Origin of the sequence: Streptomyces sp. NPDC101178, from assembly GCF_044767965.1 — a bacterium.
Lineage (GTDB): Bacteria > Actinomycetota > Actinomycetes > Streptomycetales > Streptomycetaceae > Streptomyces.
The window spans coordinates 92,896-105,412 of record NZ_JBIWOZ010000011.1; the positions used below are offsets into that span (position 1 = coordinate 92,896).

Sequence of the window (12,517 nt, forward strand, 5' to 3'; positions counted from 1 at the left end):
TCCCGAAGCGAGTAGGGATGGTGCCTCAGCTGTGCCTGCGACTGCGTTGCTGCAGCTCCTGAAGTGAATTCACCTCGAATTCCATGCGGCTTCTGGCCCGGATGCCCCTGACCATGGCCAGCAGCCCGGAAGCCGTCGTCACGTAGGGGATGGAGTACTGTGCGGCCGCCGTACGGACCGGCCGGTCGGCGTCGTGCGCCGCGAGGCTGATGACGAAGTGGACCTCGCCGTCGCGGAGCCGGTCGACGGTCGGGTCGCCGGGGCCGGCCTCGACCACCTCGTCCGGCAGGAACCCGGCGACCTGCAGCAGCTCCGCCGTACCGGACTCGGCCGTGATCTCGAAGCCGTACCCGCGCAGGGTCCGCAGCGAGGGCAGCACGCGGGTCAGGTGTTCGAGGGCGGAGGAGACGTGGACGCGGCCCGAGAGCGGCAGGGCGAAGCCGGCCGCCAGCTGGGCCTTGGCGAAGGCCACGTCGAAGCCGGTGCCCATGCCCATGACCTCGCCGGTGGACTTCATCTCCGGCCCGAGCAGGCTGTCCAGGCCCTCGCCGTCGTCGGTGCGGAACCGGTGGAACGGCAGGACCACGTCCTTGACCGCGATGTGCGAGCCGGTCCCGCGGTGGCCGCCGTCGCCGGTCGCCGGCAGCAGCCCTTCGGCGCGCAGCCCGGCGACGGTGGCGCCGAGCATGATCCGGGCACCGGCCTTGGCCAGCGGGACGCCGGTCGCCTTGGAGACGAACGGCACGGTGCGGCTGGCTCGCGGATTGGCCTCCAGGACGTGGAAGACGCCGTCCTTGAGCGCGAACTGGATGTTCAGCAGACCGCGTACGCCCAGTCCGGCCGCGATCACCTCGGTGTGGGCGCGCACCATGTCGATGTCGGCCCGGCCCAGCGTGAGCGGCGGAAGGGCGCAGGCCGAGTCGCCGGAGTGGACCCCGGCCTCCTCGATGTGCTCCATCACGCCGCCGAGGAAGACCTCGTGTCCGTCGCACAGCGCGTCGACGTCGATCTCGATCGCGTCCACCAGGAACTCGTCGATCAGCAGAGGGCGTTCGGGGGCGACCTCGGTGGCCTGCCGGACGTAGGCGGCCAGCGCCCCCTCGTCGTGGACGACCTCCATGCCGCGTCCGCCGAGGACGTACGAGGGGCGCACCATCACCGGATAGCCGATCCGGTCGGCGACGCTCCTGGCCTGCTCGAAGGTGACGGCCATGCCGTTGCGCGGGGCCGTCAGCCCGGCCGCGTCCAGCACTTCGGCGAAGGCGCCGCGGTCCTCGGCCAGGTGGATGGCGTCCGGCGAGGTGCCCGCGACGGGCAGCCCGGCCTCGGCGAGCCGCCGCGCGAGCTTCAGCGGTGTCTGGCCGCCCAACTGCACGATGACTCCGGCGACTTCACCGGTCGCGCACTCGGCACGGTAGACCTCGATGATGTTCTCGAAGGTCAGCGGCTCGAAGTAGAGCCGGTCGGAGGTGTCGTAGTCGGTGGAGACGGTCTCCGGGTTGCAGTTGACCATGACGGTCTCGTAGCCGGCCGACCGCAGGGTCAGCGCCGCGTGGACGCAGGAGTAGTCGAACTCGATGCCCTGGCCGATGCGGTTGGGCCCGGAGCCGATGATGAGCACCTTCGGCAGCCGCTCGCTCCGCGCCACCACCTCCGAGTCCGCCGCCGGGTCGGTCTCGTAGGCGGAGTAGTGGTACGGCGTGGTCGCGGCGAACTCGGCGGCGCAGGTGTCGACCGTCTTGTAGACCGGTCGGACCTCCCAGCGGTCACGCAGCGCCCGGACGCCGTCCTCGCCGTCCAACTCGGGTCGCAGCAGCGCGATCTGCAGGTCTGAGAAGCCCATCCGCTTGACCCGGCGCAGCAGTTCGGCGTCGACGGTCTCGGCGTCCAGCAGCTCCTGGCGCAGCTCGACAAGGCCGAGGATCTGGTCGGCGAACCAGGGGTCGATGCCCGAGGCCTCGTGCACCTGCGCGACCGTGGCGCCGAGCCGCAGCGCGCGCTCGACGGTGTACAGCCGCCCGTCGTGCGGGGTCCGCAGCGCCTCCAGGGTGGCGGACCGGTCGGCGTCTTCGGGGTCGGGGGCGGTCCAGAAGCCGGCGGCGGCGGACTCCGTCGAGCGGAGCGCCTTGCCGAGCGCCTCGGCGAAGTTGCGGCCGATCGCCATGGCCTCGCCGACGGACTTCATCGTGGTGGTGAGGGTCGCGTCGGCGGTCGGGAACTTCTCGAAGGCGAAGCGGGGGACCTTGACGACCACGTAGTCGAGGGTGGGTTCGAAGCTGGCCGGGGTCTCGCCGGTGATGTCGTTGGGTATCTCATCCAGCGTGTAGCCGATCGCCAGCTTCGCGGCGATCTTGGCGATCGGGAAGCCGGTCGCCTTGGAGGCCAGTGCGGAGGAGCGCGAGACGCGCGGGTTCATCTCGATCACCACCAGCCGGCCGGTGGCGGGGTGCACGGCGAACTGGATGTTGCAGCCGCCGGTGTCGACGCCGACCGCGCGCAGCACGTCGATGCCGACGTCGCGCATGTGCTGGTACTCGCGGTCGGTGAGGGTCATCGCGGGTGCCACGGTGACCGAGTCGCCGGTGTGCACGCCCATCGCGTCGACGTTCTCGATCGAGCAGACCACGACGACGTTGTCGTTGCGGTCCCGCATGAGTTCGAGTTCGTACTCCTTCCAGCCGAGCACGCTCTCCTCGACGAGCACCTCGCCGAGCGGGCTCTGGGCCAGTCCGTCCCCGGCCAGGGACTCCAGGTCGCCGGGGGTGTACGCCATGCCGGAGCCGAGGCCGCCCATGGTGTAGGAGGGGCGGATCACCACCGGCAGGCCCAACTCCTCGACCGTGGCGCGCACTTCGTCCATCGTCCGGCAGACGGCGCTGCGCGGGGTCTCGGCGCCGACGGAGGCGACGATGTCCTTGAACCGCTGCCGGTCCTCACCGCGGGCGATCGCCTCGACGTCCGCGCCGATCAGCTCGACGCCGTACTTGTCCAGCACGTTCCGCTCGTGCAGCTCGACGACGCAGTTCAGCGCGGTCTGTCCGCCGAGCGTCGCGAGGATCGCGTCCGGCCGCTCCAGCGCGATGATCTTCTCGACGAACTCCGGGGTGATCGGCTCGATGTAGGTGGCGTCGGCGAACTCCGGGTCGGTCATGATCGTCGCCGGGTTGGAGTTCACCAGGCTGACCCGGAGCCCTTCCTCGCGCAGCACCCGGCACGCCTGGGTGCCCGAGTAGTCGAACTCGCACGCCTGCCCGATCACGATCGGTCCGGAACCGATCACCAGGACATGTCTGAGGTCCGTACGCTTCGGCATCAGCGGTCCCCGCTCATCAGGGTGGTGAACTCGTCGAAGAGGGCGGCCGCGTCGTGCGGACCGGCCGCGGCCTCGGGGTGGTACTGGACGGAGAAGGCCGGGACGTCCAGGCAGCGCAGACCCTCCACGGCACCGTCGTTGGGACAGTGGTGGGAGACCATGGCCCGGCCGTACGGGGTGTCGAACCGCTCCCCGGCCTCGCCTTCGACGGCGAACCCGTGGTTCTGCGAGGTGATCGACACCCGGCCGTCGCCGGCGTGGATCACCGGGATGTTGATGCCCCGGTGGCCGTAGCGCATCTTGTACGTCGCCCGGCCCAGCGCCCGTCCGAGGATCTGGTTGCCGAAGCAGATGCCGAAGAGCGGGATGCGGCGCTCCAGCACCTCCCGGGTCAGGGCGACCGCTTGGGTCATCGCCGCCGGGTCGCCGGGGCCGTTGGAGAGGAACACCCCGTCCGGCTCGGTCTCCAGGAGCTGGTCCAGTGTGGTGGCGGGAGGCAGCACATGTGTCTCGATCCCGCGGTCGGCGAACATGCGCAGCGTGCTGGTCTTCACGCCGAGGTCCAGCGCGGCCACCCGGAACCGGCGGGTCCCGGCCGCCGCCCGGACGTAGGGCCGTGCGGTGCCGACGCGGGCCGCGAGGTCGGCGCCGGCCATCAGCGGCGCGGTCAGCACCTGTTCCGTCATGGTGTCGGGTCCGGCCAGGGCGTCGCCGGAGAAGACTCCGGCACGCATCACTCCGGCCTCGCGAATGTGCCGGGTCAGGGACCGGGTGTCGATCTCGGAAATCCCGACGATGCCCTGCCGTACCAACTCGTCCGCGAGTTCTCCGCGCGACCGCCAATTCGAGGCGGCCCGGGAGGGATCGCGCACCGCGTATCCGGCCACCTGTATCCGGGCCGATTCGTCATCGTCGTCGTTCCATCCCGTATTGCCGATCTGCGGGGAGGTCTGCACGACGATCTGACCGTGGTACGACGGGTCGGTGAGCGTCTCCTGGTAACCCGTCATGCCGGTCTGGAAAACCACTTCGCCCAGGGAGCTTCCAAGGGCACCGAATTCTCTGCCCCAGAACACCTTCCCGTTCTCGAGTACGAGTGCGGCCCGCGTCGCGGACGTGTTCATCTTTCCCTCCTCCTAGCCGTCGAACGGATGTGAATCCAGGCGTGCGGACATGCAGGGGCCGCGTCCCGTCAGGGAGAGGACCACTGGGTATGACCGGGCGTGGGGAAGGGCTGTCAGCGGCCGCTTCCGGAGGCATTCCATCCGACGTCGTCGGAGGGCGGGAGGGTGGCCGGTGCCGTCCACGGCGCGACGGCCGCCGTGGCGGCGAGGGTCTCGACCCGCGGTGCGGGGAGCGGGCGGGCCGGGGCCGCGTCCGGGTGCAGTCCGGAACGGTGGGAGCTCATGACTGTCCTGACTTCGGAATGGGTCGGCCGACGAAAGGCCTGACCCGGAGCTTATGAATGTCCTCGGTGACACACGGCGGTTGCCTCGGGGGCATTCCAGCAGCCCTATTGTCCGCTGCCCGCCGATGTCACTGATCTGTTCCGGCCGAATCCGTTCCGGCCGGATTTCACCTTCCGGAAAGGCCTCTCCGGAGTCCCTTCCGGTATCGAGGCCCTGCCGGTTCGCGCCGCTCCGTGACATGAGAAGTGATGGTCGGTCCATGCCGCAAGGGCGGCCCGCCGAAAGTTTTAGGACATCTTCTGCCGAAAGCTTTCGGACACCTTCGGGCAGGGGTGCCGCAAGTGGCCATGAGAGCCGGCTACCGGGAACAGCACCTCGGGGTGACACGCGGGCCGTCAGGTCGAATCACTGGGCCCGTGCCACGATCCACACACTCCATCAGAACTTCCCCCCATAGATGTATCCGGCCACACACCAGATGATTCTGGCCAACGCATCGCCGTCTTGGCTCCATCTTCAAGCGAGTGTCCAGTACCGAACGGGCCGGAGGAAAGATCCATGACGGTTCAGGTAATCGCATTGCTACTATTGGAGCCATCTCGCTTGGCACACGGCGGGTGGCGACGGGCCGCCTCCACGGTGCACGGGTCTGGGGGCGACGGCTGATGACGAGCAGGTCGGAAGGGGTGGGGCCCGGTTCCGGGCTCGCGGCGGTCCGGGACCGTACCGGCCCCGCCCCGGACGACCCGGCGAGAACCGGCGGCTCGGATCCATCGGGGCCCCATGGCTGGAAAGAGATCGCGGAAACGCTCGCCGAACTGTCCCGGCAGGTTCTGCGGCAGGCGGACCACGACGACCGGGCCGGATCCCTGACGACCACGCCGCCCTCCACCGCTCCCCGGAGCCGGCCGGGACTGCTGAACCTGCACGGCGTGGCGACGATCAACGCGGCCATCGGCTCCAGCCTGGACGGTGCCGTGTCGGAGATCCTCACGGCCCAGCCGGACGGCGCGCGTCCGAAGGAGGTGCTGACCGGGGCCCTGGAGTCGGTCCGCCTCAGGATCGACGACGGCGTCGGCATGCGGACGATCTATCAGCACTCGGCCCGCTTCGACGAGGCGACCAAGTCCTACGTCCGCGCCGTCACGGGCTACGGCGCCGAGGTCCGGACCCTGCCCGAGTTCTTCGACCGGCTGATCATCATCGACCGTTCCACCGCCTTCATCCCGGCCAACTCCGAGCGCACCATCGCCGTCGCGATCACCGAGGCGTCCGTGGTCCACTTCCTCGCCGACGTCTTCGAGCGTGCCTGGGACCGCGCGGAGCCCTTCCCGTTCGTCCCCAACTACGCCGCCCAGGCGGCCTCCGAGGTGATCGAACCGATCCGCGCCGCCATCCGGCAACTGCTCGCGCAGGGACATTCGGACAAGGCGATCGCGCGCCGCCTCGGCATCAGCGAGCGCTCGCTGCAGGCACACATCGCGCACATCAAGAAGTGCCTCGGCGCGAAGAACCGCACGCACCTCGGCTACCTCCTCTGCCACTCCGCCCACCACGGCGCACGGCCGGACGCGGAGACCGGAGGCGGGGAGGAGGAGCGTCCGGAGAGCCTCGAAGGTAAGGGAACGGCAAAGCCAGGTCGTTCGTTACCCCGTGCATGACCGCAATGACCCCCGGCTCGAACATCCCGCTCTCCGCCGTCCGTGTGGCGGTGGACGTCGCCGCTCCGGTGCGGCTCGACGTCTCGGGCCTGCTGCTCACCGCCGACGGCAAGGTGCGCTCCGACGACGACTTCATCTTCTACAACCAGCCCTCGGGCCCCGGTGTGACCTACCGCGCCGGCGGGGGCTCCGCGCCCGACGCCATCGTGGTGGACACGACCGCGGTCCCGCCCGGCATCGAGAAGATCGTCGTCACCGCGAGCCCCGACGCCGCAGGACAGACCTTCCAGGGCGTCGAGCCCACCGCCACCGTGCGCAATGCCGACGACGGCACCGCGCTGGCCACGTTCACCCCGCCCCAGCTGGGCGGTGAGACGGCGCTCGTGGTCATCGAGGTCTACCGGCGCAACGGCGCCTGGAAGGCCCGCGCGGTCGGCCAGGGCTATGCGAACGGGCTGGCCGGCATCGCCACGGACTTCGGCGTCTCGGTCGAGGAGCCGGCCGCCCCGCCGGTCCCGGCGGCCGCCGCCCCGGTGGCCCCCGCGGCCGCCCCGGTCGACCCGCGCATCGCCCCGCCCGCCCCCGCCGCTCCCCCGGCCCCGCCCGCGCCCGCCGCCACCGGGAAGATCAACCTCGACAAGGGCCGGGTCAACCTCCAGAAGAACCAGACCGTCTCCCTGGTCAAGGGCGGCGCCCCGCTGCTCTCCCAGGTCAAGATGGGCCTCGGCTGGGAGCCCGCGTTCCGCGGCAAGGACATCGACCTGGACGCCTCGGTCATCGCCTACGGCCCCAACCGCAACCACCTGGACAGCTGCTACTTCGGCAAGCTCTCCATCCTCAACGGCGCGATCAAGCACTCCGGCGACAACCTCACGGGCGAGGGCGCGGGCGACGACGAGGTGATCGTCGTGGACCTGGGCCGGATCCCGGCCGAGGCGACGGGCCTGGTCTTCACGGTGAACTCGTTCACCGGCCAGAAGTTCAACGAGGTCGCCAAGGCCTACTGCCGCCTGATCGACGCGGCCACCGGCGAGGAGCTGGTCCGCTTCGACCTGACCGGCGCCGAGCCGCAGACGGGCGTCATGATGGCCAAGCTGATCAAGCAGTTCAGCGGCGAGTGGGAGATGACGGCCATGGGCGAGTTCGTGAAGTCGCGGACCGTACGGGGCATGGTGAAGCCCGCCGCCAAGTCCCTCTGAGCCGTCCGTCCGGGCCGCAACGGGATCCGGGGCACCTGAAGTGGTTCTTCAGGTGCCCCGGATCCGGAGAAGGAGGAGACGGGCGCTGACGCCGCTCGTCCGGTGTCTCAGAGCTTGGTCAGCTTGGAGTAGGGGCTCAGGATCCTCCCCTGTCGCCCCGAGAAGTCGATGAGGACTGCGTCGTTGTCGCCCTCGACAGCAAGGATCCTGCCGAGCCCGAACTGGTCGTGCGACACCCTGTCGCCCACATCGAAGCATTCGACCGGTGGGGCCTCCTGGGCCGGGCGGTTGAAGGGACTGGAAGGCAGGTGACGCCGGGATCCGGCTGACTGTTTCATTAAGTCGAGTATGCGCCCTGTGGAGGCCCGACGCCATGCCCGTTTGCCGCCCGGGTCCCAGAAGTGCCGGATTCGTGACCCGCGCCCACCGGCTCCGGTCAGCGCTTACCCCTGCCGCCGGCAGCGGAACCACGCGGAACACGGCCTCGGAAAGCCCCCCGAACGTGTGGCGGTTTCCCTCGCGTACGAGGGCGTGGCCGAGCCGGTATCCGGCCGGATACCGGGCGCGGACGGGCACGATGTCCGGAACGCTCCGAGTGGCGTCGCCACGCTGGGTGCACGGAGACTGCTCGACGGTGACGATCGGTACCGCGGGCCGTGACCCGCGCCCGGAGGCGGAGTGCCGGGTCGCATACTGCCCTCAGGTGGATACTCGGCCAGGGGGCGGTTGTGCGAACGGTCTACGACGGTGTTCTGGAAGTCAGCTATCGGCAGTTCTCCGTCGAGAGCCGCCCCGATGGCGCTCACGAGGAGGAGGTGGCGCACAGTGCCGGACAGAGCAACGGGCTGTGCGGAGGAGCCAATCCGGGCTACCTGTTCCTGACGACGGGACTGCACACGGGACGGGTGGGCCTGACCGTGGAGGTCCACGAGGCCGAGCCGCCGATCGATGAGCGGTGGGAGGAGATCGTCGAGGTCTCCTTCCGCCCCGGGTCCACGGAGACCGCCGTCGTACCGTGGGGCGACGGACCGCTCTGCTCGCTCGGTCTGCCGATCGCCGACCACCGGGTCCGCTACTGCGCACAAGGCATGGACACGACGCCGGACGACGAGCTCTCCGTTCTGGACGGCGGCCCGGTCGTCGATCACTACCTGCTGCAGTTCTGGCCTGCGGAGCCCGCCGCGGACCGCGTGGTCAAGCAGACGACGCAGAGCGCCGCGTACTGGCACGACCGCGCCCGCGCGCTGCCACCGCCGCCCACGCCCGAGGAGCGCGCCGAGGCCGAGCGCCCTCGGCGTGAGGCGGAGGAGAAGATCGTCCGCGACGCGGAGTGGCAGGCGCCGGCGGGCGAGTGGGGCGGCCGGGAGCCGAGCCAGGCGCTGCGCGAGGCCGGTGGCGACAAGTGGGGCCTCGCCCTCCTGGACCGTGACCTGGTGGACGCCGTGGACACCGCCGACGCGGCCACGCAGAGGGCCATCGCCCGCTGGGCCGTCAGCCGCGCTATCGTCCGGGCCGAACTCCACACGTTCTACGCGTTCGCCCGCGCCGTCCGGGACCTGCACACCGGCGAGCCGTTGTCCGGCCCCTTCGAGGACCGGGAGAAGGCCTGGAAGTGGCTCTTCGCCCAGAAGAACGTCCCGCGGACCTTCGTAGGCGCTCCGCACGGCCCCCGGGACGAGCTGTTGCAGCAGGCCATGGCGGTACGCGCGCTGTTCGCCGCGGTGGAGGAGGATCCGCTGCGCGCCGCACTGGATGCCGTGTACGCGGCCGCCGCCACCTACGGCGGCGCCTACCCGGACCTCCTGGCGGAGGTGCGGGAGGCGTTTCCGGAGCTGAACCGGCCGACCTGAGTGACCGCGGACACCTGCTTTGTAAGAGCAGATGCCTTCGCCTGAGCTACGCTCCCTCGCCGCCCGCGCGCGACCGGGCCTTGAACGCGGCCTTCCGGGCGGCCTTCGCCGCCTTCTTGTCGCTGTGCAGGCGGCCCATGGCCTCCAGCACATCGGCGGTGGCCGGGTGGTCGACCCGCCAGACCTCGTCGAAGAAGCCGCTGTGCTGCGCGGAGAGCCCTTCGACCAGGCCCTGGAGCTCGTCGAGTTCGCCGTCGGCGTCCAGTTGGGCGGCGATCGTGTCGATGGCCAGCCAGAAGATCATCGCCTCCGGCGGGGCCGGGACGTCGGACGCGCCGTGTTCCGCGAGCCAGACGCGGGCCAGGCCGCCGAGCTCCTGGTCGCCGAGGACAGCGCGTACGGCCGGTTCGGCCTCCTCACCGGTCAGCGCGAGGGCCTGCTGGCAGTGGAGGCGGCGCAGCGGTGCGCCCTCGTCCGTGCCGCGTGCGGCGGCCAGCAGTTCGGCGGCGGCCGGGACCGCGCCTTCGGCCCCGTGCCCCGCGAGCCAGAGCTGGATCTCGGCGCGGGCGGCGGCCTCCGGGTAGGAGGCGATGCCGTCGAGAAGGGCATCGGCACCCTTGTCGGCCAGGTCACCGACGGCCGGGGCGTCCACGCCGGCCTCCAGCATCCGGGCCCGGATGCCGTACAGGCCGAGCGGGGTGAGCCTGACCATGCCGTACCGCGTGACGTCGTCCTCGTCGGCCTCGGTGACGGCGGCCTCCGCCGCATCGCCCTCCTCGGCCATCAGCGACTCGTCCACCGGCTGGTAGGCGACGATCCCGATGGGTTCGAGGAGCCGGAACTGGTCGTCGAGGCGCATCATCGCCTCCGACACCTGCTCCAGGATGTCGTCGGTGGGCTCGCCCATGTCGTCGGGGACGATCATCGACGCGGCGAGGGCCGGCAGCGGCACCGGGCCCTCGCCCGCGCCGTGGTCGGCGAGGGTGAGCAGGTAGAGGTTGCCGAGGACCCCGTCGAGGAACTCCGCCTCGGCCTCCGGGTCCCAGTCCAGGGCCTCGAAGTCGATCGAGCCGTCCTCACCGACGAGGTCGGCGAAGTCGTCCAGGACGGGTGCGGTGGCGTCGGCGTGCACGGCGTCGAGGCCGTCGAGCCAGATGGAGAGGACGTTCTGCGGGGAGCCGGAGGTGAGCAGCGCCAGGTTCTCACCCACGGTGACGGTGCCCTCGCCGTCCTCGTTCTCGGGGTCCGTGACGTCGAGGAGCCCGGTGTCCACGGCGAGCCGCCAGGCCTCGCTGGCGTACGCGGCACCGTCCCCGTCGTCCGTCAGGCCGAGGTGCTGGGCGGCGGCGGGCAGTTGCGCCTCCACCAGCTCGCCGCCGGCGCCGACCCGCGCGTCGGGCCCGGCCCACCGGGCGAGCTTCACGGCGCGCACGAACAGCGGCGCGGCGAGCGCGTCCCGCGCCAGTTCGGCCTCGGAGGGCAGCCGCACCGGCGGCAGGATGGGGCGCTCTGCGGACATCGGGGGTTCTCCTCGGTGCGTGCTCGGGGGCGTACGGAACGGGTACGCGGTTCAGCCGCCCAAGCCTAGGGCGTGTCCGGCGGATCCTGCCCGGGTGCACGACGCCTGGCACGGCACCTCGCGGCCCTGATCCGCCGGACACACCCTAGACGTCCTTCACCGCCCGCCGCCCGCCGCGCCCCCTCATGCGCCCGCGCCCGCCTCCATGCTGAGCGCGGGCGTGTAGCGGTTCACGCCCCCACCGGTCACGCCCGGGTACGTCGACACGCGCTCCCACAGCGGCGACGGCGAACCGACCCCCTCACCGGGCGCGGCGAGGGCCGCGATGTGGTGGTCGGCGCTCTCCCACTCGGCGTAGTTGAGGACCCGCGTCCCGTCGGTGCTGACGTGGAAGTGCGCGGCGATGCCACCGGTGAGCATGTGCGGGTCCTCGCCGAGCGCCTCGAACACCGTGTCCACCCAGTCCCGTTGCCGGATCGGATCCGGCCCGGCGAACTCCACGTCGACGATCAGCGTCGATGTCGTCGTCGCGGGTGTCCCGGCTCTCCCGGACGAAGTCCTGCTAGGCGGGTTCGCCGGTCCACTGGGAGTGGTGCAGCAGGGCCGCACCGTCCTCACCCTCATGAACGCTGTACGAGAGCAGCCCGGGATGCGGCCACTCCCGGCTCCCCCACGCCTTCCGGATCGCGTCGACGACCTGCCTCCGCCGCTCCGGCGTACCGGCGTTCCAGGTACTGACCTTGACGATTCTCGCGTCGGTACGGGCCGGGTCCGGGCGGTCGGTGAACTGCACGGTCATGGTGGCTCTCCCCTCTCCCGCGCGCCGGTCGGCGAGCGGTTGCCACCCCCGTTCCACCTCAAGTCAGCTTGAGGTCAAGCACGGTCACTCGGGCAGCTCCGCCCGCCACGCCGTCATGTTCAGCTCGTCCATGTACCGGATGTCGTGGCCCTCCAGCCGGTAGACGCGCGCCCCGCTGTCCGGCGCGGCCGCCAGTTCCAGGGCGTCGGCCATGATGAGTTCGCCACCTTCCTGGGTGGAGACCCAGGCGAGCATCGACCGCGCGGTGGCCCCGGGTTTCAGGGTGCGGGGCTCGGGGCCCTTGTCGTGGCCGAACATCGACCCGCCCGGGTTGACCTTCACCGGCAGGCGCTCCCCTTCCTCGCCGAGCGCCTGGACCGACGGGTAGCCGTCGACCCGGTAGGGCTTCGTGCCGCAGTTGGTCAGGGTCAGGACGACCGCGCGGCTCATCATCGCGGTCAGCACCTCCCCCATGGTCACCACGGCCCCGGAGGCGGGGCAGCCACCGGTGGGGGTGGGGGTGGGCGACGGGTCCGGACCCTGAGCCGGCAGGTCAGCGGTCGGCGGCGTCACGGAAGGCGGCGCCACGGCCCGGGCGGACCGGGCCGGCTCCGGTTCGCCCTCACCGGCAGGTACGAGGAACCCCGAACAGCCGCTCAGCACCGTCAGCGCCACCGCCACCACCGGGACCAGTCTCCACATCCGCGCCTGCTCGCCCATCCCGCGCCCGCCCCTCATCACAGCCCTCCAGCCGTACGTCGTCCACG

General features: G+C 71.0%; 9 protein-coding genes and 1 pseudogene. 3 read left to right on the top strand and 7 right to left on the bottom strand.

What is annotated here, in order from left to right:
* Positions 1–25: 25 nt before the first annotated feature.
* The 3 genes from carB to ACIRR8_RS27810 form a co-directional block, all read right to left on the bottom strand.
* On the bottom strand, positions 26–3,313 hold the full coding sequence (gene carB / locus ACIRR8_RS27800; protein WP_404069902.1) for a carbamoyl-phosphate synthase large subunit: 3,288 nt from the start codon (positions 3,311–3,313) through the stop codon (positions 26–28).
* Positions 3,313–4,437 carry a glutamine-hydrolyzing carbamoyl-phosphate synthase small subunit gene (carA, locus tag ACIRR8_RS27805; protein ID WP_404069904.1) on the bottom strand — a complete coding sequence of 375 codons (1,125 nt, stop codon included), beginning with the start codon at positions 4,435–4,437 and terminating at the stop codon, positions 3,313–3,315. The genes carB and carA overlap by 1 nt, the downstream gene beginning before the upstream one ends.
* A 113-nt stretch (positions 4,438–4,550) precedes the next feature.
* Positions 4,551–4,721, bottom strand: a complete 171-nt coding sequence (locus ACIRR8_RS27810) for a hypothetical protein (protein WP_404069906.1) — start codon at positions 4,719–4,721, stop codon at positions 4,551–4,553.
* 666 nt (positions 4,722–5,387) lie between these two features.
* On the opposite strand from ACIRR8_RS27810, the gene ACIRR8_RS27815 reads away from it, so the two are divergent.
* Together ACIRR8_RS27815 and ACIRR8_RS27820 are read left to right on the top strand one after the other, a co-directional pair.
* The gene (locus ACIRR8_RS27815) at positions 5,388–6,383 is read left to right on the top strand and encodes a LuxR C-terminal-related transcriptional regulator (RefSeq protein ID WP_404069908.1); all 996 of its coding nucleotides are present in this window, start codon (positions 5,388–5,390) and stop codon (positions 6,381–6,383) included.
* Entirely contained in the window at positions 6,380–7,582 is a 1,203-nt protein-coding gene (locus ACIRR8_RS27820; RefSeq protein ID WP_404069910.1) for a TerD family protein, read from the top strand. The genes ACIRR8_RS27815 and ACIRR8_RS27820 overlap by 4 nt, the downstream gene beginning before the upstream one ends.
* 107 nt (positions 7,583–7,689) lie before the next feature.
* On the opposite strand, the gene ACIRR8_RS27825 is transcribed toward ACIRR8_RS27820, so the two are convergent.
* Positions 7,690–7,920 carry a hypothetical protein gene (locus ACIRR8_RS27825; protein ID WP_003969918.1) on the bottom strand — a complete coding sequence of 77 codons (231 nt, stop codon included), beginning with the start codon at positions 7,918–7,920 and terminating at the stop codon, positions 7,690–7,692.
* 390 nt (positions 7,921–8,310) lie between these two features.
* Between ACIRR8_RS27825 and ACIRR8_RS27830 the strand changes: the two genes are divergently transcribed.
* Positions 8,311–9,432: a hypothetical protein gene (locus ACIRR8_RS27830; protein WP_404069912.1), complete on the top strand. Its 1,122-nt coding sequence runs from the start codon at positions 8,311–8,313 to the stop codon at positions 9,430–9,432.
* A gap of 46 nt (positions 9,433–9,478) precedes the next feature.
* Here the strand turns inward: ACIRR8_RS27830 and ACIRR8_RS27835 are convergent, their stop codons facing one another.
* From ACIRR8_RS27835 to ACIRR8_RS27845, 3 genes and pseudogenes are all read right to left on the bottom strand, one after another.
* A complete protein-coding gene (locus ACIRR8_RS27835; RefSeq protein ID WP_404069914.1) occupies positions 9,479–10,951 on the bottom strand; it encodes a hypothetical protein in 1,473 nt (490 codons plus the stop codon).
* A 183-nt stretch (positions 10,952–11,134) separates the two neighbouring features.
* Positions 11,135–11,750, bottom strand: a pseudogene (locus tag ACIRR8_RS27840) (antibiotic biosynthesis monooxygenase).
* Positions 11,751–11,834: 84 nt separating this feature from the next.
* Positions 11,835–12,470 carry a DUF4232 domain-containing protein gene (locus tag ACIRR8_RS27845; protein ID WP_404069916.1) on the bottom strand — a complete coding sequence of 212 codons (636 nt, stop codon included), beginning with the start codon at positions 12,468–12,470 and terminating at the stop codon, positions 11,835–11,837.
* Positions 12,471–12,517: the final 47 nt, after the last annotated feature.